Source organism: Stenotrophomonas maltophilia R551-3, from assembly GCF_000020665.1.
Taxonomy (GTDB): domain Bacteria; phylum Pseudomonadota; class Gammaproteobacteria; order Xanthomonadales; family Xanthomonadaceae; genus Stenotrophomonas; species Stenotrophomonas maltophilia_L.
The window spans coordinates 725,721-750,610 of record NC_011071.1 but is presented as its reverse complement, the minus strand read 5'-3'; the positions used below and the strand labels follow the sequence as shown (position 1 = coordinate 750,610).

The following is a 24,890-nucleotide window of genomic DNA, read 5'->3' as shown; positions in this document are numbered from 1 at the left end:
AGCGGCTTGCGTGCGCGCCGTCTGGCACACCTGTTGAAGAGTGCCGCTCGCGCCTTTTTTGTAGAGTCGAGCCATGCTCGACTGTTTTTCGGTCCGACCCCGTCGCATACGGCAGTCGAGCATGGCTCGACTCTACAAGGGGACCACACATTCTGCGCTGCGCGCGATAGTCGAGCATGGCTCGACTCTACAAGAGCGGGTCAGGCGGCCTGCTTGATACGCGCCCCTGGCAGCTCCACCAGGGTCTGCCCGTTGTGGTCGAGCAGGCGCAGCGCGCCATCATGGTCTTCGGCCAGTGCGGTCAGGCTCTCCACCCAGTCGCCGTCGTTGGCATAGACCAGGCCATCGCGTTCAATCAAGGCAGCGCGGTGGATGTGGCCGCAGACGATGCCATCCAGGCCGCGCCGGCGCACGTCGTCCAGCCCGGCCTGCACGAAGCGCTCGATATAGCGCTCGGCCGCACCACTGCGCTTCTTCAGGAACTCCGACAGTGACCAGTAGCGCATCCCCAGCCGGCGTCGCACCGCGTTCAGCGCCTGGTTGCCGGTGAGGATGCGGTAGTACAACCAGTCGCCGAACTTTTCCTGCAGGCCACCGAAGTGGGTCACACCGTCGTAGTCGTCGCCGTGCGCGACCAGCAGGCGACGGCCATCGGCGGTCACATGGATGGCGCGACGGCGCACCTGCATGGCCGGCAGCATCAGCCCACATACGTGGCGCAACGATGCGTCGTGATTGCCGGGAATGTAGATGATCTCGGTCCCGGCACGGCGCAACGCGTGCAGGGCCTGGATGACTTCACTGTGCGACTGCCGCCAGTTGGCGCGGCGATGCGCCATCCACCACAGGTCGATGATGTCGCCCACCAGGTACAACCGTTCGCAGCGCAGCTGCGAGAGGAACCGCGCCAGCTCAGTGGCATGGCAGTGACGTGACCCCAGGTGCACGTCGGAGACGAACACTGCGCGCCGGTGCGGCGACAGGTTCGCCAGCGCGCTCATGCCGGCGTCCCCGCGTCGCGCAGGTAGCGTTTGCGCTTGTTGGGCCGTATCGCACACAGGTCCACTTCAATCAGGCCGTCGATCGAATCACTGAAGTCCGGGTCGACACCGAAGGCAAGGAAACGGGCGCCACCGGGTTCGCACAGATCGGTGTACTGGCGGTACAGCGTCGGCACGCCGGTACCCAGTGCGGCCAGGTTGGCCTTGAGCACATCGAACGCGGCACCTGCATCCAGCTCGCCGAAACTCGGCGGCGCGGCGAAGTACTGGAAGGGGCGGTTCGATTCGGCCAGGCCGGCGGTACCGCTGTAGTAGCGCTGGTAGTACGCCACCAGCTGCTCGCGCGCATCACGCGGCAGTGCTGCGCTGATCGACACTGCGCCGAACAGGTAGCGGATACCCGGCCGGCATTGCAGGTAGGCACCGATGCCCTGCCACAGGTAGTCCAGGCTGCGGCTGCCCCAGTAGTCGGGCACCACGAAGCTGCGGCCCAGTTCCAGGCCCTCGGCGATGTGGGTGATGGCGTCGTCGGAATAGCGGAAAAGCGATGCGCTGTAGAGCCCAGACAGGCCGTGCCGGGCCAGCGCGTGGGCACCGCGCATGATGCGGTAGGCGCCGGCGATGCGCTGCGCGGCCGCGTCCCAGATCACGATGTGCTCGTACTGCGGATCGAAGGCGTCCAGGTCGCGGCTGCGGCCGGTGCCCTCACCGACCCGGCGGAAGGTCAGCTCGCGCAGACGGCCCAGTTCCAGCAGCAGCGGAGAATCGGCCGTACAGGTCGCCAGCAGGATCTGCTTGCCGTCGGCGGTCTGGCCCAGCTGGGTGGCGGCCGCGATACCCGCGGCGACCTGCGAGGGCGGGACCGGCGCGGCCAGCGGCTCGGGGCCGCCATGAGCCGCGGCATCGGCGGTCGTGCCATTGCGGCCCAGCGCGTACAGCGCGCGACGCACCGCGAGCAGCTGTGCGCCGGGGTCACCGCCCTTGCCCAGCTGCATCGGCTCGCCGATGCACAGGCGCAGCGGGCGCCCACGACGGGTGAACATCTCGCGCGCCAACAGTGCGGTGCCGGCCGGCTTGAACAGGGTCGAGGCGCCGTAGAACAGCGCCGAGTTGCGCGCTTCCACCCGCACCGGCAGCACCGGCGCACCGGCGGCACGGGCGAAGCGGACGAAACCGCGCTGCCAGCGGCCATCACGGATGCCGCGCAGCGACAACCGCGAGACCTCACCGGCCGGGAACACGATGACGCATTGCTCGGCGGCCAGCGCCTCTTCGACCGCATGCAGACTGCCGCGCTGGGCCTTGCCACCGAGGATGCGCACCGGCAGCAGCAGGTCCTGCAGTGGCGCGATCGCCCCCAACAGGTCGTTGGCCACGATCCGCACGTCGCGGCGGATGCGGCCGACCGCGTCCAGCAGGGCCAGCGCGTCCAGCGCTCCGGAGGGGTGATTGGCGACGATCAGCAGGCGGCCGGTGGCGGGAATCTTCGCCAGCGCGGCTGGATCCACCTGGTACTGGCCGTCGATGAACTCCAGGCCGGCGGCGACGAAGCCGAATCCGCGCAATCCTGCACTGCGCTGCAGGAAGGCTTCGATCTGGTCCAGGCGCGACCAGCGTCCGACGCTGCGCAGCAAGGGCCGGGCCAGTTGGCCACGACGGCCATGGAACCAATCGGGGAAGCGTTGCTGGAGACGCTGTTCGAGTTCCTGCATGGCGTGTTCGCTCGTGCCCGGCGGCCGGATTGGCCGACAGCCTGCGCCCGGCAGGCGGCAACCAGATGGCGGTTTCGGGGCAGAACGATGACGGCCGGATGCCCCGGGGCGGGGTCGCGGACTGCGCGGCCGGGGCCAGGCAGGACCCGCGCCGTTGTCACGCTGGTGGAACACTGGGCGTCGAGGCTGGGCCTCAATCCCGCTGCAGCGGGCCCGGCGGGCCTACATGGGCTTAACCACCGGCAACCGGTACAGGTTCACAATGCACAGGCGGCGCACCCCGTGTATCATTCGCGCCCATCTTTCCATCCGAATCAAAGGATATTAAGCCTGATGTCCAGCTACCTCTTCACCTCCGAGTCGGTCTCCGAAGGCCATCCGGACAAGGTTGCCGACCAGATCTCCGATGCGGTGCTGGACGCGATCCTGACCCAGGACCAGCGCGCCCGCGTGGCCTGCGAGACCATGGTCAAGACCGGCGTTGCCATCGTGGCCGGTGAAATCACCACCAGCGCCTGGATCGACCTGGAAGCGCTGACCCGCAAGGTCATCGTGGACATCGGCTATGACAGCTCCGACGTCGGCTTCGACGGCGCCACCTGCGGCGTGCTGAACCTGATCGGCAAGCAGTCCCCGCACATCGCCCAGGGCGTGGATCGCAAGAAGCCGGAAGAAATGGGCGCTGGCGACCAGGGCCTGATGTTCGGCTATGCCACCAACGAGACCGACAGCTACATGCCGGCCGCGATCCACCTGTCGCACCGCCTGGTCGAGCAGCAGGCCAAGATCCGCAAGAAGAAGAACTCGCCGCTGTCGTGGCTGCGCCCGGACGCCAAGAGCCAGGTCACCCTGCGCTATGAAAACGGCGTGGTCTCGGCCATCGACGCGGTGGTCCTGTCGACCCAGCACGCCCCGGGCATCAAGCAGAAGGACCTCATCGAGGCTGTCCGCGAAGAGATCATCAAGCCGGTGCTGCCGGCCAAGTGGCTGCACAAGGGCACCAAGTTCCACATCAACCCGACCGGCAAGTTCGAGATCGGCGGCCCGGTGGGCGACTGCGGCCTGACCGGCCGCAAGATCATCGTCGACACCTACGGCGGCTGGGCCCGTCACGGTGGTGGCGCGTTCTCCGGCAAGGACCCGTCCAAGGTCGACCGTTCGGCGGCCTACGCGGCCCGCTACGTGGCCAAGAACGTGGTTGCCGCCGGCCTGGCCGACCGTTGCGAAGTGCAGGTCTCCTACGCCATCGGCGTGGCTGAGCCGACCTCGATCTCGGTCACCACCTTCGGCACCGGCAAGATCAGCGACGACAAGATCGAGAAGCTGATCCGCAAGCACTTCGATCTGCGCCCGTACGGCATCATCAAGATGCTGGACCTGGTGCACCCGATGTACCAGCAGACCGCGGCCTACGGCCACTTCGGCCGCAAGCCGAAGGAGTTCAGCTACCTCAACGGCGAAGGCGAGACCGTCAACGCCACGGCCTTCTCCTGGGAGAAGACCGACCGCGCCGCCGCCCTGCGCGCCGATGCGAAGCTGAAGTAAGAAACACGAAGGGCCGCTGTAGAGCCGACTGTTAGTCGGCTGTCCCTGAAGAAGGGCCGCGCAAGCGGCCCTTCTCTTTTCTGGTAGAGCCGGCCGCTGGCCGGCTTTTTCATGGCCTTCGGAAACAATCGCGTGGTTGCCGGCCAGCGGCCGGCACTACCCGGTTGCCGATACAATCTGGCCATGTCGACCGAACTGAAAACCCACCAGCTGTCCATGACCGTGCTGATGTCGCCGGAGATGGCCAATTTCTCCGGCAAGGTCCACGGCGGCGCCATCCTGCGCCTGCTCGACCAGGTCGCCTACGCCTGCGCCAGCCGCTACGCCGGCCGCTACGTGGTCACCCTGTCGGTGGACCAGGTGATGTTCCGCCAGCCGATCGCGGTGGGCGAACTGGTCACCTTCCTGGCCTCGGTGAACCACACCGGCACCTCGTCGATGGAGATCGGCGTCAAGGTGGTGGCCGAGGACATCCTCAAGCGCAGCGTGCGCCATGCCAACAGCTGTTTCTTCACCATGGTGGCGGTGGATGAGGAAGGCCGGCCGACACCGGTACCGCCGCTGCAGCCGACTACGTCCGATGAGAAGCGCCGGCAGGCCGCCGCGTTGATCCGCCGCCAGCTGCGCCAGGAAATGGAGCAGCGCCATCTGGAACTGCTGGCGTCGAACCCGCCGTCGCCTGAAGAGTGAGGTAGTGCCGGCCGCTGGCCGGCAACCTCGCGCGTGCTGCCAGACATCATGAGGTTGCCGGCCAGCGGCCGGCACTACCATTTCGAATTCGCCGGGCCATGCCCGGCGGATGCAGATCAACCGGTGTTCTGAACACCCTGCGAAACACCGTTCACGCAGGCCACCAGCGCGCGCAGCAGGTCGTCATCCTCGCCCCCGCTGGCCCGCCAGCGCTGCAGCAGGTCCACCTGCAGCACGCTGATCGGATCAACGTAGGGATTGCGCAGGCGGATCGAAAGCGACAGCCGCGCATCGTGGTCGAGCAGCGTCCGCTGGCCCATCAGCGCCAGCAACCAATGCCGGGTGAGTTCAAGCTCACGTTGCACCTGCGGGAAGAAGCGCCCGTGCAGCTCGCCGGACAGTTTCGAGAACTGCTCGGCAATGGTGATATCGCCCTTGGACAGCACCATCGCGATGTCATCCAGGAAGGTACGGAAGAACGGCCAGTCACGCGCCATCTCGCGTAGCGTCTGTTCGTGGCCAGCATCCACCGCCGCCTGCAGGCCGCTGCCCACGCCGTACCAGCCGGGAATGACGGCACGCGCCTGGCTCCAGGCGAACACCCACGGAATCGCGCGCAGATTGCCCAACGCCGCGTCTTGGCCGAGCCGGCGCGACGGCCGCGACCCCAGCGTCATCCGCTCGATCACATCGATCGGGGTCGCCGTGCGGAAGTAGTCCATGAAACCAGACTGGCCGACGAAGGCGCGGTACACCTCGCTGCTGGAGCCAGCAACCACATCCATCACCGGTCGCCAGTCATCCTCGCGCGGCTCCACTGCACGCGGGCGCAGGCTGGCGCGCAGCACGGCACCCGTGGCCTGTTCCAGCGAGCGCAGGGCCAATGCACGGATGCCGTACTTGCGGTGGATCACCTCGCCCTGCTCGGTCACCCGCAAGCGGCCATCGATGCTGCCGCGCGGCGAAGCATCCACCGCGTGCGTAGTCTTGCCGCCACCACGGCTGATCGAACCGCCACGGCCATGGAAGAAGGTCAGGCGGATGCCAGCCTCGGCGGCCACCTCCAGCAGTTCCACCTGCGCACGCTGCAGGCCCCAGCGCGATGCAGCGATGCCGCCGTCCTTGCTGCTGTCCGAATAACCGAGCATCACCATCTGCACGTCGTCGCGTGCACGCAGATGCGCACGGTACACCGGGTCGGCCAGCAGGTCGCGCAGGGTCGCGGTGCCACGCTTGAGGTCATCGACCGTCTCGAACAAGGGCGCGATATCCAGCGGTACCGCGTCGTTGTCATCCACCAGACCACCACGGCGCGCCAGTGCCAGCACCGCCAGCACGTCGCTGCGGTCGTGTGCCATCGAGATGATGTAGCTGCCCAGTGCATCACCACCATGGCGCGCACGTGCATCGGCCAACGCCGCGAACACCGCATCCAAACGCTGGTTGCCTTCGTCCTCGCCCTTCGGCAAAGGCACCTCGCCACCGGCATGCGGCGCCAGCAGGCGCGCGCGACCCAACACATCCAGGCCCTCCCACGCAGCGTCGCCACCCAGCACCGCGGCCAACGCGCGCGCGTGCACGCTCGATTCCTGGCGCACGTCCAACCGCGCAAGATGGAAGCCGAACGTTTTCACCCGCCACAGCAGGCGCTGCACCGCGAAACCGCCAGCATGTTCGCCACGATTGGCGCGCAGGCTGTCGAGGATCAGCTGCAGGTCGTCGATCAGTTCGTCCGGACCAGCGTAAGCGCCTGCACCATCATCCAGCGTGGCCTGCAGGCGCGCGCGCATGCGGTCGTTGAGCAACCGGTACGGCATGTCGGCATGGCGCGGGCGCGACTGCACCTGCGGCAGCAACTGCTGGTAATGCGCTACGCGCGCCTGCAGCGCATTGCTCACGCCCACCCGCTCGGTGGACTGGCTGAGCAGGCTGGCCAGCTGCAACAGTTCCTTCTGGTAACGCCCCAGTACCGCCTGCCGCTGCGCATCCAGCGTGTTGCGGATGGTGGTGGCATCCACGTTCGGATTGCCATCCATGTCGCCGCCCACCCAGGTGCCGAAGCGCAGCAGTCGCGGCAATGGCAGTTCTTCGCCATAGGTATCGCGCAACGCCTGCTGCAGCGATTCGTACAGCACCGGAATCACCCGGTAGAGCACCTGCACCAGATAGAAGCCGACGTGCTCGCGTTCGTCATCGACGGTGGGCCGCACCGGCGAGGAATCGGTGGTCTGCCATGAGGCAGTCAGCGCCATGCGGAAGCGCGCAGCATCGGCAGCGGCTTCGCCCGGCGTGCGCTGGCCGTCGAGGTTGTCGACCAGGCTGGCCACCATCAGCTGCTCTTTTTCAAGCAGCGCGCGGCGTACCGCTTCGGTCGGGTGTGCGGTGAACACCGGTTCGATGTCGATGCGTGGCAACCACTGCGCCAGCTCGTCCAGGCCCACGCCCTGCGCCTTCAGATGCTGCAGGGCATCCTGCAGGCCATCGGGCTGCGCACCTGCGGTACCGGCGCGCTGGTAGTCACGGCGACGGCGGATGCGATGCACGCGCTCGGCGATGTTGACCACCTGGAAGTAGGTGCTGAAGGCCCGCACCATGGTCTCGGCCTGTTGCGGCGCGCGCCCGGCCAGGCCATCGGCCAGCTCGGACAGCGGCGCCTGGTTCTCGCGGCGGGCGATGGCGCGGGTGCGCACGTCCTCGACATCGTCGAGGAACGCGGCGGATACCTGTTCAACCAGCAGGTCGCCGACCAGCGCGCCAAGGCGGCGCACATCATCGCGAAGCGGAAGATCGGGAGAAGCGAATTCGATGCTGCTGCGGTACTCGTTCATCGGCGACGCACAGGCCTCGGTCAACGGATCCAGACCCCAAGCCTAAACCAGAACGGGCATCGTGCTGCGATGCAAAAATGGTTTCATCTGGTAGTGCCGGCCGCTGGCCGGCAACCTCAGGCCGCGTGAGTCCATGAGGTTGCCGGCCAGCGACCGGCACTACCGGGTCACGTCAGCGCTTCTTCTTCGCCTTGCCCTGATCGGCCGGGCCGATGGTCTGCTCCAGCCAACGCTCGCTCTCGGCCAGCATGGTCATGATCGACTCGCGTGCGCGGTAGGCATGCGATTCGTTCGGCAGCATCACCAGGCGCGCGGTGCCACCCAGGCCCTTCACCGCAGCGAACATGCGCTCGCTCTGGATCGGGAACGTACCGGAGTTGTTGTCGTCCACACCGTGGATGAAGAGGATCGGATCCTTGATCTTGTCGGCGTAATTGAACGGCGCCATCTTCTGGTAGACGTCCTGCGCCTGCCAGTAGTTGCGCTCTTCGGCCTGGAAGCCGAACGGGGTGAGCGTGCGGTTGTAGGCGCCGCTGCGGGCGATGCCGGCCTTGAACAGGCGCGTGTGCGCCAACAGGTTGGCAGTCATGAACGCACCATAGGAATGGCCACCGATGGCGATGTGATCGCGATCGGTCACGCCACGACGCACGACTTCATCCACCGCTGCCTGCGCGTTGGCCACCAACTGTTCGATGTAGGTGTCGTTCGGCTCCTTGTCGCCCTCGCCGATGATCGGCATCGACGGGCTGGCCAGCACCACATAACCCTTGGCCAGGAACGCCTGCGGGCCCCAGTAGCTGACCGCATTGAAGCGGTACGGCGAATCGGTGACCTGGCTGGCCGCGGCCGCGCTCTTGAACTCACCCGGGTAGGCCCACATCAGCAGCGGGCGCGGACCGTCGCGCTTGGGGTCGTAGCCCGGCGGCAGCAGCAGGGTCGCGGTCAGATCCACACCGTCCTTGCGCTTGTAGCGGATCTGCTCCTTCTGCACGCCCTTCAGCTGCGGCAGAGGATGCGCAAAGTGGGTCAACGCACGCGGCGCAGCACCAGCGTCAGACAGCGACTGCACGTAGAAGTTGGCCGGCTCGTCCGGGCTCTCGCGGCTCAGCAGCAGCGAGCTGGCCTGGTTGTCCAGCAGCGCCACCGGCAGCGCGTAGCTCGGCGCCTGCGAGTGGAACAGGCGGGTGGCCTTGCCCGTAGCGACATCGAAGCGGTCCACGAACGGACGATCGCCTTCCGGCGATGCACCGGCACCGGCCAGATACAGGCTGCTGCCATCGGCGCTGGTCTGCAGCAGCGAGCGGCCGCGGTCGTCGCTGGACAACAGCGGCCGGCCCGGATCGGAATAACGGTCCTGCGCGTCACGATCCCACAACAGGCGCGGCTCGGCGCTGGCATTGTCCGGGGCGATCAGCCAGGTCTTGGTCTTGCGCGTCTTCCACCACGATTCGGTCAGCAGGGCCAGGTCGCCACGGCCCCAGCTGATGCCGGCCAGGCGGCTGCCGAGCTGGGCCAACGTGACCGGCGGCGTGTCGAACGGCGCGGCCTGCATCAGCACCGCGTCACGCACCTTGGCGTCCCTGTTCGGGTCACCACCGTCCTGCGCCTCGGCCCAGACCAGGGTGGCATCGGCATCACCTCGCCAGCTGATATCGCGTACGCCGGTCACTTCGGCATCGTTGCCGGTCGGCAGGCCTTCCACCAGCGGACGCACAGCCACGGTGTGCACCAGCTTGCCGCTGGCACGGTCGATCACTTCAATGCGGCGCGGGAAGCTGCTTACCGGCACCACGTACGAGTACGGGCGCTGCACCGGCTGGCGCAGCACGAAGCGGCCATCCGGCGACACCGCGAAGCCCATGAAGATGCCGGCCGTGCCAATCGCGCGGGTACTGCCATCCAGGCTGACTTCCATCGGCTGGGTGGTCGCGTAGTAATCGAACTGGCGCGCGTCGGCCTCGTTCTTCAGCAGATCCTGGTAGGTGCGGATCGACACCACGCCGCCACCCTGGCTGGTCTGCTGCACGGCCGGACCGGTCGGGATGCCATCGGCGGCCGGGGCCGCACCAAGGTTGGCCGGACGCGTGAACACCACCAGGCCGCGGCTGTCCGGCAGCCACTGGTAGCCACTGCCGATCACCGTGTTCAGGCCGGCGACCAGACGACGGGCGCTGCCGCCGGCCACGTCCACCAGCCACAGCTCATTGGCGCCGCTGGCGGCGTCGACCTGGTTGAAGGCCAGCCACTTCTGGTCCGGCGACCACATCACGCTGGCGATCGACAGCTTGGCCGGCAGGCCGCTGATTTGCCGTTCCTTGCCGTCGGCCACGTTCATCAGCCACAGCTTCTCGCCGAAGCTGAAGCGGCTGTCGGAGAAGGTGCGCGGGTTGATGCGCAGGCCGGCCAGCTTCAGTTCCGGCTGCGCCACTACCTGGATCGACGGCAGCGACGGCATCTGCATCATCGCGGCGACATCGCGGCGTGGCGACAGGTACAGCGAGGGCGCGCGCGGCGCGTCCACCACCGCCTGCAGCGCCGCCGAGGGCAGCTCGTAGCCGGTGGCGCCCTGGGCCTGCGTCTGGCCCTGAGCGGCCTTCGGCGCAGCGGCCAGCGCCAGCGGAGCCACCGCCAGCAGTGCCATCGACAGGACCAGGCCGGTCAAGCGCCGGTTGCGGCGCGGGTGCATGCTCATCGTTCCACCTGTGTGATGCGTGAAAACAACGACCTTAACAGGCCATGCCTGCCGGCCCACCTGCCGATGGTTGGGTCATCGGCGTGTCACACCGGAGGCGCGATATAATGGCCGTCCTCCCCTGCCGAGGGGCGCTGCGACCGGATCCCTTGAGGCCGGCCAGGCTCGGCCAGGTGGTACTGCAACAACGGCGCCCGGCCAGAAGCGAGCATCCGCTCGTCCACAACCGGAGCTATTGCATGAATGCTGTTGCCAAGACCTTCTCCACCGAAGGCGATTACAAGATCCGCGACATCACCCTGGCCGACTGGGGCCGCAAGGAACTGGACATCGCCGAGCACGAGATGCCGGGCCTGATGTCGATCCGCCGCAAGCACGCCGCCAGCCTGCCGCTGAAGGGCGTGCGCGTGACCGGTTCGCTGCACATGACCATCCAGACCGCGGTGCTGATCGAGACCCTGAAGGACATCGGCGCCGACGTGCGCTGGGCCTCGTGCAACATCTTCTCCACCCAGGACCACGCTGCTGCCGCCATCGCTGCTACCGGCACCCCGGTGTTCGCCTGGAAGGGCGAGTCGCTGGAAGAGTACTGGGACTGCACCCTGGACGCGCTGACCTTCACCTTGGCCGACGGCACCCTGACCGGTCCGGAGCTGGTGGTCGATGACGGCGGTGACGTCACACTGCTGATCCACAAGGGCTACGAACTGGAAAACGGCAGCACCTGGGTCAACGAGCCGGCTGCATCGCACGAAGAGCAGGTCATCAAGAACCTGCTCAAGCGCGTCGCCACCGAGCGCCCGGGTTACTGGGGCCGCGTGGTCAAGGACTGGAAGGGCGTCTCCGAAGAGACCACCACCGGCGTGCACCGCCTGTACCAGCTGGCCCAGGCCGGCATCCTGCTGATCCCGGCGATCAACGTCAACGACTCGGTCACCAAGAGCAAGTTCGACAACCTGTACGGCTGCCGCGAGTCGCTGGCCGACGGCCTGAAGCGCGCGATGGACGTGATGCTGGCCGGCAAGGTGGCCGTGGTCTGCGGCTACGGTGACGTCGGCAAGGGCTGCGCCGCGTCGCTGCGTGCCTACGGCGCGCGCGTGATCGTCACCGAGATCGACCCGATCTGCGCCCTGCAGGCGGCGATGGAAGGCTATGAAGTCAACACCATCGAATCGACCCTGGGCCGTGCCGACCTGTACGTCACCACCACCGGCAACAAGGACATCATCCGCATCGAGCACCTGAGCGCGATGAAGGACCAGGCCATCGTCTGCAACATCGGCCACTTCGACAACGAGATCCAGGTCGATGCGCTGGTGGGCTTCAAGGGCGTGCAGCACGTCAACATCAAGCCGCAGGTGGACAAGTACATCTTCCCGAACGGCAATGCGATCTTCCTGCTGGCCGAAGGCCGCCTGGTCAACCTGGGCTGCGCCACCGGCCACCCGAGCTTCGTGATGTCCAACTCGTTCGCCAACCAGACCCTGGCCCAGATCGACCTGTGGGCCAACAAGGACAGCTACGAGAACAAGGTGTACCTGCTGCCGAAGAAGCTGGACGAGGAAGTGGCGCGTCTGCACCTGGAAAAGATCGGCGTGAAGCTGACCACCCTGAGCCAGGAACAGGCCGACTACATCGGCGTGCCGGTGGAAGGCCCGTTCAAGCCGGACCATTACCGCTACTGATCGTGCCGGGGTCGGATCCCTTTCCAAAGGAAAGGGCTCTGACCCCAGCAACGACCCCAGCAACGGAAGCAGAAAGAACGGGCGCCTTCGGGCGCCCGTTCTGCGTTGGATATGCCGGTAGCGCCGGGCCATGCACGGCGAGCGCGCCGGCGATTTGATCTCCACGCCGCCGGGCATGGCCCGGCGCTACCGGATGGCGGCAATAGCCTCGGTCAAGGCAACGCCTCCACGCCACGCTACGATTCCCCCATGACTCCGGCCATCAACCTGCTCAAGCGCGAGAAGATCGCCCACACCGTGCGCAGCTACGTGCACGACGCCCACGCCGAATCGTATGGGGGCGAAGCCGTCGAGAAGCTCGGCCTCGACCCGGCCCAGGTGTTCAAGACCCTGCTGGCCAGCACTGAAACCCACGAACTGCTGGTGGCGATCGTGCCGGTGGCCGGCCAGCTCGACCTGAAGGCGCTGGCCGAAGCGGCCGGCTGCAAGAAGTGCGAGATGGCCGCCGCTGATTCTGCACAGCGCGCGACCGGCTACCTGGTCGGTGGCATCAGCCCGCTCGGGCAGAAGAAGCGCCTGCGCACGTTCCTGGATGCCAGTGCGCAGGTACTGCCGAGCCTGCATGTCAGCGCCGGTCGCCGCGGCCTGGAAGTGGAACTGGCGCCGGCCGACCTGCTGCGCCTGACCGCCGGCCACTTCGCTGCCATCGGCAAGGCGCGATGATGCGCTGGCCGTGGTCTGCCGCACCACTGCCCCGGCTTGAGGATGCACAGGCCGATGTAGTGCTGCAGGACCTGTTGTCGCGCGACGGCGCGCGCATCACCGATGCTGCTCGCACGGTCGCATGGCTGTTCAGCCCGTCCTCGCTGGAAGCACTGGCCACGCACGCGGACCTGATCGAACAGCGCTGCCAGGGCATCGCGCTCGGCGGCATGCTGATCAGCAATCAGGCGCACCTGAAAGCCGCACTGAAACGGTTGCGCTACTGGCGTGCGCGCGAGGGTTGCCTGTGTGCGCTCAATCCCGGCTACCCGTTCTTCGATCCCCGTCGCCTGCTTGAACAGGGGCAGATGCGGCTGCTTTCGGTGGGCGAAGCCGAAGGTGGCTGGGGCGAGTGCCACGCGGTTGCCTGCGCACAGTGTGGCCGGCACTGGCAGGCCATCGACCGCGAGTATCACTACCCTTGGTGGGAGTGGATGGCCGCCTGACGGGATGCAGCCACGCATGGGGTGGCGCTACTGCGGCAGCGCGCAGATTCACGCCGTGCGTGGATTGCCATCACTCCACCAATTCGTAGCGCATCGGCACGCGCACGATGGTCAACTCCGGCACCGTGCTCTCCGCGTCGGCGCGGACGAAACGCCAGCCGCGCAGTTCTTCCACCGCCGCTTCATCCAGCAGCGCGTAGCCGCTGGAGGTCTCCACGATCACCGCGGCAACGGCTCCTTGTGCATCGATCAGCGCCTTCAGCTGGCTGCGTCCGGAAAGTCCCTGTTGCATGGCCTCTGGTGGGTAGCGCGGCGATACGCCGCGTGGCTGCATCCACGGGATGCCCTCGCCCGCGAACAGGTCCCGAGCGCCGCGCGCCGCGCAATGCTTCGGCAGGCGCAACGTTAGGGACATCTGCGCGCCGTCCACAGTCACCTCCGCAGGCGCTGCACAGGCGTGCTGCGCCAATACACTCAGCATCTGCTGCTGCCGAAGCAGCGCCTTGCCGTCGGCTGCGGTCACCTCGACCACGCAACGACCGCCCTCGGGCCGCATCGACAACGCGGTCACGCCCCTGTCGCGCAGCCCCGGAACCGCCGCCAAAGGCGAACAGGCCGTCTCTGCAACCGGCGCTGCCGCCGGTGCTGTGATGGCCGGCAGCAGGCCAGCCAGCACCATCAGGATCATCCTTGCCCAGCTAGCCATGCTCCGCCCTCCGTGCGTTGGTCTGGCCCGATCATAGATCAGCTGGGCATGGCGCGTGCGCGTGGGGTCGAATGACCCGGTCAGCGCCCCCGCGATACGGGGATCCGAGTCAGGGACGCCAGTTGGCGTTGTTCTCCCAGAACTCGACGGAACGCCGGTAGGCCTCACGATCCAGCGGCACGCCGGAACCGCCCTCTTCCACACCCAGCGCATTGCGCATCATCGTGATCGGCGCCATCGGCACCTCTTCCGGTTCGGCGGTATAGATGCAGCCGACGATGCCCCAGTCAGCCTCGATCGGTGAACCTTCCTTCGCCAGCTGCTCGGCGCTGTACAGGATCACCACCAGGTAGCTCGCACGCGGCGACTCCACGCCCTCGAACCAGCGCACCAGCACCGGCAGCTCCTCGCGGTTGCGTGCCTCGTAGCCGCTGCGCAGCTGGTGGCGGTTGGCATCGCTGACCGGCACCGTCAGGCAGCGCGTGCTGGTCCAGTTCTCGTAGACGAACAGCTTGCAGAACGGCGCATAGCCATCGAGCACCTTCAGCGGGGCGTGCGCGTTGAGGTGTGCCTCGAACTGCTCTGCGCTGCAATCCTGGATGGTGTTGCCGCGCGGAACGCGTGGAAACAGGCGGGGGCGGGCGAAATCGGTGAGGACGATGGACATGGCGGCACAGTGCAGGAACAAGTGTTCAGGGTACCGGCCAAGCGACTTGAAGTCTGCTTCACATCTGCACGGCACAGTGCCTGCACATTCCCAGGAAACCCGAGCATGAACCGCTTCCCTCCCCTGCTGCTGGCCTGCGTGATGGCCATCCTCCACGGACCCGTGGTCGCCTCAACCGCCGATCCCACACAGCCACCGCGCGTGCTGCTGGTCGTCAGCAGCGAAGGTCGCGATCAGGGCCGTATCCGACCAGGCTTCGAGATGGACGAGTTCGCCCAGGCCTGGCTGATACTTCGGCGCAACGGCTTCGAAATCGATGTGGCCAGCCCACGCGGCGGCGCCGTGGAAGCCGACAAGTACAACGCCGCGGAACCCTTCAACGCTGCGGTTCTGGCTGATCCCCTGGCCGTCCGCGCACTGGCCGCTACGCTGCCAACGGCGCAACTGCGGGCAGGCGACTATCGCGGCGTGCTGGTGATCGGCGGCAAGGGCGCCATGTTCGATCTGCCGGCTGACAGCGCGCTGCAGCGCACGATTGCCACCATATGGGAACAAGGCGGCGTAGTCGCAGCGGTCTGTCATGGTCCGGCGGCGCTGGCAGGCATCCGCCTTGGCAATGGTCGCGCACTGGTGGAAGGCCGCTCCATGACCGGTTTCAGCGAGGAGGAGGAGGCACTGTTCGGCAAGCGCTGGGCGAAGGAATTTGCCTTCCAGCTGGAGCCACGCATGCGTGAACTCGGGGCCCGTTGGCAGGAAGCGCCACTGATGATGCCAAAGGTGGTGGTGGATGGACGCCTCGTAACCGGACAGAATCCTTATTCCACTCCCGTGCTGGCCGAGGCCTTCGTGCGTGCCAGCGGACAGGTACCGGTGGCCCGTGAACCCTGGCGCGACGAGCGCAGCATGGCGCTGGTGGAGCGGCACCTGAAGCTGCGCGACGAGCAGGCCGTCCAGCAGCTGGCTCGGCACCCCGTGGATTACCACGTCGAACTGATCGGCATCCTTGGCTTCTACCAGCTGCAGGCTGCACAGACGCCGGCAGCGATCGCCGATGCGTTGGCGATCATGCAGTTGGCCCGTCCACACATGGACGAACCGCGCCTCGACGTGGCGATGGCCGAAGCGCACTGGCGTCTGGGCGATGCCACGCACGCCCGCACGCAACTGCAGGCCGTGCTGGAAAAACAACCTGCACTGGAAGAAGCTAAGGCACTTCTGGCCCGCATGCAGCCTTGACCATGAACGCCGAACGCCTGCGCCTGCTGTTGATCGAAGACAACCTGCCCTTGGCCTCGGCCATCGTCGACATGCTGCAGGCGCAGGGCCACCAGGTGGATTTCGCCGCCGACGGCGAGCTCGGCCTGCGGATGGCCCTGGCCAATCCGCCGGACGTCGTGCTGCTCGACCTGGGCCTTCCGGGAATCGATGGGACCACTGTGTGCCGTCGCCTGCGCGATGGCTGCGACCGCCACGTGCCTGTGCTGATGCTGACCGCACGCGACGCGCTGGTCGACAAACTGCAGGGCTTCGCCGCCGGCGCAGATGACTACCTCATCAAGCCGTTCGACGATGCCGAGCTGCTGGCGCGCTGTCTCGCGCTGGCGCGCCGCCATCGCCTCAACCAGCCCCATCGGTTGCAGATCGGCCCACTGTGCATCGATCGCCGCACTGGCCAGGCGTGGCGTGATGGCGTTGCGCTGGAGATGCCACAGCTGGCTCAGCGCATCCTGCTCGAACTGGCCGAAGCGTGGCCGTGCACCGTGACCCGCAGTGAACTGGTACAGCGCTTGTGGGGCGATGAAGCGCCACCGTCGGACCCGCTACGCTCGCATCTGTACCTGTTGCGGCAGGTACTGGATCGACCCTTCGACAGCGAGATGCTGCGTACCGTACATGGTGTCGGTTTCCGTCTGGAAGCATCACCATGAGGCCACGCCCGGTCCATCGCCTGCGCCGGCGCCTGGTGGTGGCGTTCACCGTCTTCGCGCTGCTGATTGCCTCGGTCTTCGGAGTGTATTCGCTGGTCTTCATGTATGCGGTGGAGGACAGCATCTTCAACGCCCAGCTGGACCGTGAAGCGCAGGCGCAGCGTGCCTACCATGCCCGCACGGGGCACTGGGGCCTGCCCGCCGATGCAGCGGTCCAGCTGCATGACTCACCTGCCACATTTCCCGCCGACCTGCGGACCGTGTTCGCGGAGGAGCCCTGGCGCTCGGAGTTCGGCGGCGAGCAGGGCCGCCACTACCACGTCAAGCGATTGCAGGCCTCCCCGTCCATGCCTCCCGCGTGGCTGGTGTATGAAGTCAGCGAACAGCTGGTGGTCCGTCCGGTCCGCGATAGAGTAGTGCTGCTGCTGGGCGGTACGGCGCTGGGCATGATCCTGGTCGCGATCCTGCTCGGGCTTTGGCTGGCGCGCCGCGCCACACGCCCCCTGTATGCGCTGGTCCATGAGGTTGAAGCGCTGCAACCACCGTCTGGACAGCGCACTCACCTGGCAGACCGTTTCGGCGATGACGAAATCGGGGTACTTGCGCGCGCGCTGGATGGCTTGTCGGAGCGGGTTGCCGCGTTCATCGAACGGGAGCATGCCTTCACCCGTGATGCCAGCCACGAGCTGCGTACGCCGTTGAGCGTCATCTCCAGCGCGGCCGGCCAGTTGCTCGGTGAGGCTGGACTGTCCGCACGCGGGCAACAGCATCTGCAGCACATCCGCCTGTCGGCGCTGCAGCTGCAGCAAGCCATGACCGCATTGCTGGCGCTGGCTCGCGAAGAACCTGCAGACGCATGTTGCGGGCCGGTCAGACTCGTTCCGCTACTTGAGAGAGTGATCGTCGAGCAGTCACCGCTGTTGGCCTCGCGGCCGGTGGACGTGCAACTCTCTGTGCCCCGCGGCGCAGCACTGCGCGCGCCAGAGGCTGCGCTGCAGGTGGTGCTGGCCAATCTGATCGGCAACGCCTTCGCGCACACGCCGCAGGGCACGGTATCGATCACGTTCGAAACAGGCGTTCTGCAGGTCTACAACACCGCTTCCTCCACACCGTCGCTGGGCAGCTGGCCCACGCCCCGCCCCTTCCAGAAGCGCGCAGACAGCAGCGGCAGCGGATTGGGGCTGGAGATCATGCGCCGGCTTTGCGACCACCACGGCCTGCATCTGGACATACAGGCCAATGACGGTGGTGTTCATGCGCAGCTTCGAGGTCAGCAATGCGGCCCATGAAACGCTTACTGAAGGTGCTGGCTGTCGTCCTGCTGGCGCCGCCATTGCTGTTCACCGCCGCCCTGCTCTGGCCGCTGCGTGCACCGCCGTTGCCCGAGCCGGGCAACAGCCGCGTGATCGTCAACGCGCGGGTGGTGGACGTCGCGCGCGGCCAGGTCAGCGAACCCACGACAGTGACAGTGCGCAGCGGCACGATCACCGCCATTGGCGAAACGCCACGGGACACCACATTGCCAGTGCTCGATGCCGGCGGCCGCTGGCTGCTGCCCGGCTTCTGGGACATGCATACCCACGCCCTGCAGCTGTCGCCGCAGCTGCAGTTCCCGCTGATGCTGGCCAACGGCATCACCGGTACCCGCGACATGATGGACTGCCCGCAGGCTACCGATCCGCTGATCGCCTGCGTGGCCGACAAGCGCCGCTGGACCTCACAGGCCGTTGCCGGCCAGCAGGTCGCACCGCGCTTCGTGCAGATCGCCAGCTTCTATTTCGAAGATCCAGCGTTGGCGCCGGACACCGCGGCACAGCGTGCGCGCACGTACAGCGCGCGCGGCGTCGACGCGTTGAAGGTCTACAACCGGCTGCGTGCGGATACCTACCAGCGGCTGGCCACCGAGGCGCAGCAGCTACGCCGTCCGCTGGTCGGCCACCTGCCCAGGGCCGTGCCTCTGGAAGACGCGGTGCAGGCAGGCCAACGCAGCTTCGAACACGCCCATCTGTTCGTGCGTCATTGCTTCGACAACGCCGCCGCGTGGCGCGGCGGTACGCTGGATGGCGAAGACCCGACCGCACTGGCCGAACGCATGGTCGGCGGCTACCAGCCTTCCGTGTGCAATGAGGCGTTCGGCTTGATGCAGGCCAGCGGCGCCGCGTTCGTACCCACCCATGTCACCCGCGAAGAGGATGCGCGTGCGCGCGACCCCGCCTTCATCAACGATCCACGCCTGGCCTATCTCGATCCACTTTCGCGCTGGGCATGGCGCGATGATCTGATGGCCACCACCGAACGCTATCCTGGCCTGCGCGGCGAAGACGCGTTGAAGGTGTACTTCGCGCATGGACTGGTCCTGACCGGTGCCGCGCACCGTGCCGGCGTCAGTGTGCTGGTCGGCACCGATACCGGGCTGGGCGGCTTCCGCTACCACGATGAACTGCGGTGGCTGCGGCAGGCCGGCTTGAGCCAGGCCGACGTGCTGCGCGCGGCAACGCTGCACGCGGCGCGTCATCTGGAGCTGCAGGCATCGCATGGCAGTGTCGAGGTCGGCAAAGCCGCCGACCTGGTATTGCTCGATGGCAACCCGCTGCAGGACACCACCAATACCCGTCGTGTGCACGCGGTGCTTCTGGCCGGGCACCTCTACAACCGCCCGCGGCTGGATGCACTGCTCGCCTACGCCCGCGCGCAGGCACGTTCACCGGCGGTGATGGCGCGCCTGCTATGGGGCTTCATCACCAGCCCGGTCAGCGCCGAGCTGTAGCGGCAGCTACAACGCCATCCGCTCGCGCAATTCACGCGCCTGCCGCCGCGAAACCTCCACCTCGCTGCCGTCATCCAGTGCCAGGTCGTAGCCGTCGCCGATGCTGGGCGTCACACCACGGATGCGCCGCAGGTTGACCAGCGTGTTGCGGTTGGCACGGAAGAACAGCTCCGTGGGCAGGCGTGCTTCCAGCGCACTCAGGCTGCGGGTCAGCAGCGCGTTCTGGTCGCGGAACCACAACCGCGTGTAGTTGCCATCCACCACCAGCCGGCGGATCTCGGAGACCGCCACGAACCAGCAGCGCTCACCCTCGCGCACGAACACCTGGTCCTGCGCGCCCAGCGTGCCGCGCGATTCCGGCACTTCTGCCGCCACGACCTCCCGCTCACGCGCCCGCTGCAGCGCCTCCAGCAGCCGCGGCGCTTCCACCGGCTTCACCAGGTAATCCAGCGCATTGGCCTGGAACGCGCGCACTGCGTAGGTGTCATAGGCGGTGACGAACACCACGGCGGGTACCGTCTCCAGACCATCCAGCACATCGAAGCCGCTGCCCGAGGGCATCTGCACGTCCAGCAGCACCAGATCCGGTGCCAGCGTGGCGATCGCATCGCGTGCGGCAGGCACATCGTCGGCTTCGCCCACGCACTGCACCCACGGCAGCGCCGACAACAGCGTGCGCAGCTCCTGCCGCGCCAGCCGCGCGTCATCGACAATCAGTACGCGCAGCGCACCACTCATTGCGGAATCTCCAGCAGGGCCTGCATGCGGTCACCGACCGGCTGCAGGATGAAACGACCACGCGAACCGAGCTGCGCACGCAGATAGGCCAGGCCGACGCCATGGCCATGCGTGGGCTCGCTGACGCTGCCCAGTGGGTTGTCCACCTGCAGGCGCAGCACATCATTGTCCAGCGTGGCACGGATCTGCACGTCACCACCACCCGGGCGACTGGCGATGCCGTGCTTGATCGCGTTCTCCACCAGCAGCTGCAACGCCATCGCCGGCAACTGTGCCTGGGTGGCATCGGCATCGATGTGCTGCTGCACCTGCAGGCGCTGTTCGAAGTGGATCGCCTCGATGGCGAGATAGTCGTCGACCACTGCCAGTTCCTCGGCCAGAGTCACCTGCTCGCTGCGGTTGTGTGCCAGCGCCTGGCGCAGCGTGCGCGACAAGCGGGTGACCATGTCGCGTGCGCGCTCGGGATCTTCCAGGATCAAGGCACGCAGGTTGTTCAACGCGTTGAACATGAAGTGCGGATTGAGCCGTGCGCGCAGCGCATCGCGTTCCAGCGCACTGCGCTCGGCTTCGGCACGCAGGCGGGCCAGCTCACTGTGGCGTGCGCGGCGCAGGCCATGCAAGCCTGCCCACAGGCCGGTCCACATCAGCAGGAACAGCGCGGTGTTCATCCAGTACACCAGCAGCGAGGACCATTGGTAGTCGGCGTGCCCTCCGGGCAACCGCACCCAGTCCAGTGCCAGCGACGGCAGCAGAAGTGCAGCCGTCACCGCCTGTGCAACGCTGGCGCCGATCATCACGCCGGCAGCCAGCTTCAACACCAGCAGGCCCAGCCCGCCGTCCCACCAGCGCTGGCGCAGCGCGACCGAACGCAATGCACCGCTGCACAGCCAGAGCGAGACCGCGATGCTGACGCTGATCAAGGCCACGCCGCTGAACAGTACGCCGCCCCCGATCCGCATCCCGACCCAAAGGCTGTACATCGCATAGCCGGCCCACGCCAATGCGTTGAGTGTCCAGAAACGATGGGATGAGGTGGTGGCGTCCATGCGGGCTCTCGGCGGTGGCAGGAGGGCGGACAACGGTCAGGGATGTGCGGCGAGGAAACGCTGCACCTGCTCCTGCAACCAGCGCGGATCATCCCACATCAGGAAGTGGAAGCCCTGCGCACTCATCGCGATCTGCACGCCGTGCAGCTTCGCGTACTGGGTCTGGAACACCGCCCGGGTGCTGTCCTCGGTAGCGCCCATCGGCTGATAGCCGGCCCAGCTGCCCAGGACCAGTGTCGGCGCGCTGATCGAGGCGATGCTGTCGCGCAGGTCGGTGGTCATCACCGCATGCATGGCATCAGCCGTGGTCTGGCGGTCGCTGCCTTCGCCCCAGCGGCCTAGTTCGGCCTGGCGCTGCGGATCGCGGGTCATCCCCGGCAGGCCCGCCTTCAACTGCGCCTGCCATTGCGCGGCGTCAGCAGCCAGCATGCCCTTGCGCAGCTGGCCGGCCATCGGCCGCACGCTGTCAGCCGAGGCGTTCGGGTCACGCGCGGCCGGCAGGAACGGCAACGCATCGACCACCACCAGAGCACTGACCGCCTTCGGCTCAGCTTGCGCCATCTGCAGGCCCAGCAGGCCACCGAGGCTGTGGCCGACCACAACCACCGGCCCCAGGTGCTGGTCATGCAGGTAGGCCAGCAGCTGCCCGCGCATCGCCGGCAGGAATTCGACCGGGCGCGGATCGGCAGCTGCCGCGCCTGCAAAGCCCGGCAGCTGCACCAGGTGGCACTGCACATCCTTCAGGGCCAGGCAGGTCTCGCGCCAGACCTCGGCGCTGCTGTTGAGGCCGGGGATCATCAGCAGCGGGCGGCCCTTGCCGACCACCTCGACCTGCACCTTGCCGGCTGTGATGGCAGTGGCCGCATGGGCCGGACCGGAACCCAGCACGGCCATCGCCATGCCGATCATCACCAGCCGGGCCAGGGCCTTCATCGCGTACCAGAGTGCCAGGAAGATCTTCATCGTCTGCTCCTTCATCGGGTGGGTATTGCCGGGTCTGGGGTCAGCGTGGCCCCAGCGGCAGCAGCCCGGTTGCGATTCCGGAGCAACGGCCGGGCGCCGGGGCGAACGGTCGCCAGTGACGGACGGCCTGCCCTCACACATCCAATGCACATCCATCTTGATGAAGCGATATACTGATCCGCACCCGCCGCTGCCGCCCGTGCCATGACCGCCATCAGCTTCGAGTTCTATCCGCCCAAGACCGACGAACAGCGCAGCCAGCTGGACCGCGCCGCCGCCAAGCTGAAGGACTACGGTCCCGAGTACGTGTCGTGCACCTTCGGTGCCGGTGGCTCGACCCTGAGCTATACCTCGGAGACCGTGCGCCACCTCAACCAGCACCATGGCTTCGATGCCGCACCACATCTGTCCTGCGTCGGCGGCACCCGTCAGGAAATCCGCGAGCTGCTCAAGCTGTACCGCGCGATCGGTTGCCGGCGTCTGGTCGCGCTGCGCGGCGACCTGCCCTCGGGCATGGGTTTCCCCGGCGACATGCGCTATGCCGCCGAACTGATCGACTTCATCCGTGCCGAGCACGGCGATGCGTTCCACATCGAAGTGGGCGCCTATCCGGAAACGCACCCGCAGGCTTCCGACGCACTGGCCGACCTGAAGCACTTCAAGGCCAAGATCGACGCCGGTGCCGATGCGGCGATCACCCAGTACTTCTTCAACCCTGACGCCTACTTCCATTTCGTCGATGAAGTGCGGCGGCTGGGCGTGCAGGTGCCGATCACCCCCGGCATCATGCCGATTGCCAACTTCAGCCAGCTGCGCCGCTTCTCCGAACAGTGCGGTGCGGAGATTCCGCGCTGGATCAGCCGCAAGATGCAGGCCTATGGCGATGACGCCGAATCGGTGCGTGCATTCGGCACCGAAGTGGTGGCCCGGCTGTGCCAACGGCTGATCGAAGACGGCGCGCCCGGCCTGCACTTCTACACCCTGAATCTGGCCAAGCCGACCACCTCGGTGCTGAAGCTGCTGCAGGGCTGAAAGCACGCCACGTCGCCTTGAACGGCGCTACCCTGCGTCGATGAACCGGCTTTTCTTCCTGCTGCTGTTGCCACTGTGGTCAGCAACGAGCGCTGCCCATGCGCAGTCCACGCGCCTGAACCGCTGCACCGATGCGCAGGGCCAGAGTGTCTACACCGACCGGCCCTGCGACAGCCTGGGTGCGAGGTCGCGGTTGCCACCGCCTGCGCCCACCGGCAACACGATGCCGCGCGACACCCTCGGCGCGCGCTGTCCGCGACGGTTGAGTGAGCTGGTGGAAGCGCTGCGCACCGGCATCGTCAGCAATGATGTGAACCGGCTGTCCTCGCTGTACCTGTGGAGCGCAGTCTCCGACGCAGGCGCACAGCGCATCCTCGGCCAGTTGGAATCATTGGCGCGGCGGCCGTTGGTCGACGTGGTGCCGGTGTATCCGTCACAGGCGCTGGCGTCCTCGCAGGAGGAGGGTCAGAGCCCTGCTGCGCAGGGATCCGACCCTGAGTCTCCTGCCGCGCGGCATCCGATCGGTCTGCGCCTGGAGCAGACGCTGCCCGGCAGCGCGTCGCGCGCTTCGACGGTGCTGGGGTTGCGGCGACAGTACGGGTGCTTCTGGATCACGCTGTGATCGGTGGGGGTCGGATCCCTTTCCTGCGGAAAGGACTCCGCCCCCGGATTCCAGCGATGGGGTCAGAGCCCCGCGTTGCGGGGATCCGACCCTGTCACGCCGGCCACAACGCACGGATGGCGGCGATGCCCTGCCCGCCATGGCGGCGCGCCTCGGCGATGTGGCCGCTGCCCATGCCACCCAGTGCATAGATCGGCAGCGATACCTGCGCGCGCAATGCGGCGAAGGCATCCCAGCCCATCGGTGTGGCAGCGGGATGGCTGGCCGTGGCCTGCACGGGGCCCAGCACGGCGAAGTCACAGCCCAGCCGCTGTGCAGCCTGCAGCTGTCGCAGGTCATGGCAGGACGCGGCAACCAGCTGTCCCTCTGGCAGCGGGCGCTTCTCCAGTTCCAGCAGCTGCTCGCTGCCCAGGTGCACGCCTACGCCCAGTGCGCGCGCCAGTTCAATATCGCGGTTGAGCAGCCACTGCACGCCGCTGCGCCGATGCGTGCGCAGGGCCTGTTCCAGCATCGCCTGCCGCTGTGGATGCGTCGGAGGCAGGCGCAACTGGATGCGCTGCTGGCCCGCGCCTACCGCGCGCTGCAGCTGCTCATGCCAGTGCTGTATGCCGCTGTCATCGTCGGCCGGCGCCGGCGTGATCAGGTAACTGTCGGGCTGGCGCAGGGCGGCCACCACCGGCAGGTCGGCCGGCGGCATCGAGTAGCGGCCCAGCTTGTCCGGCGCCACCCAGGTGATGGCCTGGCCCTCGCGCCCGCGCGGGGTACCCTTCCAGCTGCGCACATGGCGCACTTCCAGGGTCAGGTGCTTGTCCGGGTAGCGCTGTGGCACGTCCATCAGCCACTCGCCGACATCCGCCTCGATACCCAGTTCCTCGCGCAGCTCGCGCACCAGCGCCTGTTCGGAGGTTTCGCCGGATTCGCGCTTGCCGCCGGGGAATTCCCACAGGCCGGCCATGTCGCGGTTCTCGGTACGGCGGTTGAGCAGCACGCGGCCACGGGCGTCGGTGATGACGGCGGCCACGACGTGGATCGATCGGGTGGGGGAAGGCATGGGGGA

The 24,890-nt window shown here is 67.1% G+C and carries 21 protein-coding genes and 1 riboswitch; of the genes, 11 read left to right on the top strand and 10 right to left on the bottom strand.

Annotated features, from left to right (window positions below):
* Nucleotides 1-200: 200 nt before the first annotated feature.
* Both SMAL_RS03220 and olsF read right to left on the bottom strand, forming a co-directional pair.
* On the bottom strand, nt 201-1,001 hold the full coding sequence (locus tag SMAL_RS03220) for a UDP-2,3-diacylglucosamine diphosphatase (protein WP_012510072.1): 801 nt from the start codon (nt 999-1,001) through the stop codon (nt 201-203).
* A complete protein-coding gene (olsF, locus tag SMAL_RS03215) occupies nt 998-2,713 on the bottom strand; it encodes a bifunctional ornithine lipid synthase OlsF (protein ID WP_012510071.1) in 1,716 nt (571 codons plus the stop codon). The genes SMAL_RS03220 and olsF overlap by 4 nt, the downstream gene beginning before the upstream one ends.
* A gap of 333 nt (nt 2,714-3,046) precedes the next feature.
* Here olsF and metK point away from each other — a divergent pair, with 333 nt between their 5' ends.
* Together metK and SMAL_RS03205 are read left to right on the top strand one after the other, a co-directional pair.
* A complete protein-coding gene (metK, locus tag SMAL_RS03210) occupies nt 3,047-4,258 on the top strand; it encodes a methionine adenosyltransferase (RefSeq protein ID WP_012510070.1) in 1,212 nt (403 codons plus the stop codon).
* Between the two features lie 183 nt (nt 4,259-4,441).
* Nucleotides 4,442-4,948, top strand: coding sequence for an acyl-CoA thioesterase (locus tag SMAL_RS03205; protein ID WP_012510069.1), 507 nt, complete (start codon nt 4,442-4,444; stop codon nt 4,946-4,948).
* A 116-nt stretch (nt 4,949-5,064) separates the two neighbouring features.
* Here the strand turns inward: SMAL_RS03205 and ppc are convergent, their stop codons facing one another.
* Entirely contained in the window at nt 5,065-7,776 is a 2,712-nt protein-coding gene (gene ppc, locus SMAL_RS03200) for a phosphoenolpyruvate carboxylase (protein ID WP_012510068.1), read from the bottom strand.
* Nucleotides 7,777-7,948: 172 nt separating this feature from the next.
* On the bottom strand, nt 7,949-10,471 hold the full coding sequence (locus SMAL_RS03195; protein ID WP_004144050.1) for a S9 family peptidase: 2,523 nt from the start codon (nt 10,469-10,471) through the stop codon (nt 7,949-7,951).
* Between the two features lie 120 nt (nt 10,472-10,591).
* A riboswitch (S-adenosyl-L-homocysteine riboswitch) is annotated at nt 10,592-10,674 on the top strand.
* 36 nt (nt 10,675-10,710) lie between these two features.
* On the opposite strand from SMAL_RS03195, the gene ahcY reads away from it, so the two are divergent.
* From ahcY to SMAL_RS03180, 3 genes are all read left to right on the top strand, one after another.
* A complete protein-coding gene (gene ahcY / locus SMAL_RS03190; protein WP_012510067.1) occupies nt 10,711-12,156 on the top strand; it encodes an adenosylhomocysteinase in 1,446 nt (481 codons plus the stop codon).
* Between the two features lie 249 nt (nt 12,157-12,405).
* A complete protein-coding gene (ybaK, locus tag SMAL_RS03185; RefSeq protein WP_012510066.1) occupies nt 12,406-12,879 on the top strand; it encodes a Cys-tRNA(Pro) deacylase in 474 nt (157 codons plus the stop codon).
* Nucleotides 12,879-13,364 carry a hypothetical protein gene (locus tag SMAL_RS03180; RefSeq protein ID WP_012510065.1) on the top strand — a complete coding sequence of 162 codons (486 nt, stop codon included), beginning with the start codon at nt 12,879-12,881 and terminating at the stop codon, nt 13,362-13,364. The genes ybaK and SMAL_RS03180 overlap by 1 nt, the downstream gene beginning before the upstream one ends.
* 70 nt (nt 13,365-13,434) lie before the next feature.
* Here the strand turns inward: SMAL_RS03180 and SMAL_RS03175 are convergent, their stop codons facing one another.
* Both SMAL_RS03175 and SMAL_RS03170 read right to left on the bottom strand, forming a co-directional pair.
* Nucleotides 13,435-14,052: an energy transducer TonB gene (locus SMAL_RS03175; protein ID WP_232274008.1), complete on the bottom strand. Its 618-nt coding sequence runs from the start codon at nt 14,050-14,052 to the stop codon at nt 13,435-13,437.
* A 127-nt stretch (nt 14,053-14,179) separates the two neighbouring features.
* Nucleotides 14,180-14,737, bottom strand: a complete 558-nt coding sequence (locus tag SMAL_RS03170) for a DUF3228 family protein (RefSeq protein WP_012510063.1) — start codon at nt 14,735-14,737, stop codon at nt 14,180-14,182.
* Nucleotides 14,738-14,842: 105 nt separating this feature from the next.
* Between SMAL_RS03170 and SMAL_RS03165 the strand changes: the two genes are divergently transcribed.
* Genes SMAL_RS03165 through SMAL_RS03150 form a run of 4 tightly spaced genes read left to right on the top strand, consistent with a single transcriptional unit; the run spans nt 14,843 to nt 19,432 of the window.
* Nucleotides 14,843-15,973: a type 1 glutamine amidotransferase domain-containing protein gene (locus tag SMAL_RS03165; protein WP_012510062.1), complete on the top strand. Its 1,131-nt coding sequence runs from the start codon at nt 14,843-14,845 to the stop codon at nt 15,971-15,973.
* Nucleotides 15,974-15,975: 2 nt separating this feature from the next.
* The gene (locus tag SMAL_RS03160; RefSeq protein WP_012510061.1) at nt 15,976-16,665 is read left to right on the top strand and encodes a response regulator transcription factor; all 690 of its coding nucleotides are present in this window, start codon (nt 15,976-15,978) and stop codon (nt 16,663-16,665) included.
* Nucleotides 16,662-17,954, top strand: coding sequence for a sensor histidine kinase (locus tag SMAL_RS03155; protein WP_012510060.1), 1,293 nt, complete (start codon nt 16,662-16,664; stop codon nt 17,952-17,954). The genes SMAL_RS03160 and SMAL_RS03155 overlap by 4 nt, the downstream gene beginning before the upstream one ends.
* Nucleotides 17,942-19,432, top strand: a complete 1,491-nt coding sequence (locus SMAL_RS03150) for an amidohydrolase family protein (protein WP_012510059.1) — start codon at nt 17,942-17,944, stop codon at nt 19,430-19,432. The genes SMAL_RS03155 and SMAL_RS03150 overlap by 13 nt, the downstream gene beginning before the upstream one ends.
* Nucleotides 19,433-19,438: 6 nt before the next feature.
* On the opposite strand, the gene SMAL_RS03145 is transcribed toward SMAL_RS03150, so the two are convergent.
* Genes SMAL_RS03145 through SMAL_RS03135 form a run of 3 tightly spaced genes read right to left on the bottom strand, consistent with a single transcriptional unit; the run spans nt 19,439 to nt 22,179 of the window.
* The gene (locus SMAL_RS03145) at nt 19,439-20,170 is read right to left on the bottom strand and encodes a LytR/AlgR family response regulator transcription factor (RefSeq protein ID WP_012510058.1); all 732 of its coding nucleotides are present in this window, start codon (nt 20,168-20,170) and stop codon (nt 19,439-19,441) included.
* The gene (locus tag SMAL_RS03140; protein ID WP_012510057.1) at nt 20,167-21,216 is read right to left on the bottom strand and encodes a sensor histidine kinase; all 1,050 of its coding nucleotides are present in this window, start codon (nt 21,214-21,216) and stop codon (nt 20,167-20,169) included. The genes SMAL_RS03145 and SMAL_RS03140 overlap by 4 nt, the downstream gene beginning before the upstream one ends.
* Before the next feature lie 36 nt (nt 21,217-21,252).
* Nucleotides 21,253-22,179: an alpha/beta fold hydrolase gene (locus SMAL_RS03135; protein ID WP_012510056.1), complete on the bottom strand. Its 927-nt coding sequence runs from the start codon at nt 22,177-22,179 to the stop codon at nt 21,253-21,255.
* 204 nt (nt 22,180-22,383) lie between these two features.
* On the opposite strand from SMAL_RS03135, the gene metF reads away from it, so the two are divergent.
* On the top strand, nt 22,384-23,211 hold the full coding sequence (gene metF / locus SMAL_RS03130) for a methylenetetrahydrofolate reductase [NAD(P)H] (protein ID WP_012510055.1): 828 nt from the start codon (nt 22,384-22,386) through the stop codon (nt 23,209-23,211).
* Between the two features lie 40 nt (nt 23,212-23,251).
* Nucleotides 23,252-23,833, top strand: coding sequence for a DUF4124 domain-containing protein (locus SMAL_RS03125; protein WP_012510054.1), 582 nt, complete (start codon nt 23,252-23,254; stop codon nt 23,831-23,833).
* A 94-nt stretch (nt 23,834-23,927) separates the two neighbouring features.
* Here SMAL_RS03125 and SMAL_RS03120 read toward each other — a convergent pair whose 3' ends face one another.
* Complete coding sequence (locus SMAL_RS03120) at nt 23,928-24,884, bottom strand: Nudix family hydrolase (RefSeq protein WP_012510053.1); 957 nt, start codon at nt 24,882-24,884, stop codon at nt 23,928-23,930.
* Nucleotides 24,885-24,890: the final 6 nt, after the last annotated feature.

Excerpts from the sequence above, each read along its gene's own strand:
- SMAL_RS03220 (WP_012510072.1), bottom strand. The coding sequence starts at position 1,001 with ATGAGCGCGCTGGCGAACCTGTCGCCGCACCGGCGCGCAGTGTTCGTC.
- olsF (WP_012510071.1), bottom strand. The coding sequence starts at position 2,713 with ATGCAGGAACTCGAACAGCGTCTCCAGCAACGCTTCCCCGATTGGTTC.
- metK (WP_012510070.1), top strand. The coding sequence starts at position 3,047 with ATGTCCAGCTACCTCTTCACCTCCGAGTCGGTCTCCGAAGGCCATCCG.
- SMAL_RS03205 (WP_012510069.1), top strand. The coding sequence starts at position 4,442 with ATGTCGACCGAACTGAAAACCCACCAGCTGTCCATGACCGTGCTGATG.
- ppc (WP_012510068.1), bottom strand. The coding sequence starts at position 7,776 with ATGAACGAGTACCGCAGCAGCATCGAATTCGCTTCTCCCGATCTTCCG.
- SMAL_RS03195 (WP_004144050.1), bottom strand. The coding sequence starts at position 10,471 with ATGAGCATGCACCCGCGCCGCAACCGGCGCTTGACCGGCCTGGTCCTG.
- ahcY (WP_012510067.1), top strand. The coding sequence starts at position 10,711 with ATGAATGCTGTTGCCAAGACCTTCTCCACCGAAGGCGATTACAAGATC.
- ybaK (WP_012510066.1), top strand. The coding sequence starts at position 12,406 with ATGACTCCGGCCATCAACCTGCTCAAGCGCGAGAAGATCGCCCACACC.
- SMAL_RS03180 (WP_012510065.1), top strand. The coding sequence starts at position 12,879 with ATGCGCTGGCCGTGGTCTGCCGCACCACTGCCCCGGCTTGAGGATGCA.
- SMAL_RS03175 (WP_232274008.1), bottom strand. The coding sequence starts at position 14,052 with ATGATCCTGATGGTGCTGGCTGGCCTGCTGCCGGCCATCACAGCACCG.
- SMAL_RS03170 (WP_012510063.1), bottom strand. The coding sequence starts at position 14,737 with ATGTCCATCGTCCTCACCGATTTCGCCCGCCCCCGCCTGTTTCCACGC.
- SMAL_RS03165 (WP_012510062.1), top strand. The coding sequence starts at position 14,843 with ATGAACCGCTTCCCTCCCCTGCTGCTGGCCTGCGTGATGGCCATCCTC.
- SMAL_RS03160 (WP_012510061.1), top strand. The coding sequence starts at position 15,976 with ATGAACGCCGAACGCCTGCGCCTGCTGTTGATCGAAGACAACCTGCCC.
- SMAL_RS03155 (WP_012510060.1), top strand. The coding sequence starts at position 16,662 with ATGAGGCCACGCCCGGTCCATCGCCTGCGCCGGCGCCTGGTGGTGGCG.
- SMAL_RS03150 (WP_012510059.1), top strand. The coding sequence starts at position 17,942 with ATGCGGCCCATGAAACGCTTACTGAAGGTGCTGGCTGTCGTCCTGCTG.
- SMAL_RS03145 (WP_012510058.1), bottom strand. The coding sequence starts at position 20,170 with ATGAGTGGTGCGCTGCGCGTACTGATTGTCGATGACGCGCGGCTGGCG.
- SMAL_RS03140 (WP_012510057.1), bottom strand. The coding sequence starts at position 21,216 with ATGGACGCCACCACCTCATCCCATCGTTTCTGGACACTCAACGCATTG.
- SMAL_RS03135 (WP_012510056.1), bottom strand. The coding sequence starts at position 22,179 with ATGAAGATCTTCCTGGCACTCTGGTACGCGATGAAGGCCCTGGCCCGG.
- metF (WP_012510055.1), top strand. The coding sequence starts at position 22,384 with ATGACCGCCATCAGCTTCGAGTTCTATCCGCCCAAGACCGACGAACAG.
- SMAL_RS03125 (WP_012510054.1), top strand. The coding sequence starts at position 23,252 with ATGAACCGGCTTTTCTTCCTGCTGCTGTTGCCACTGTGGTCAGCAACG.
- SMAL_RS03120 (WP_012510053.1), bottom strand. The coding sequence starts at position 24,884 with ATGCCTTCCCCCACCCGATCGATCCACGTCGTGGCCGCCGTCATCACC.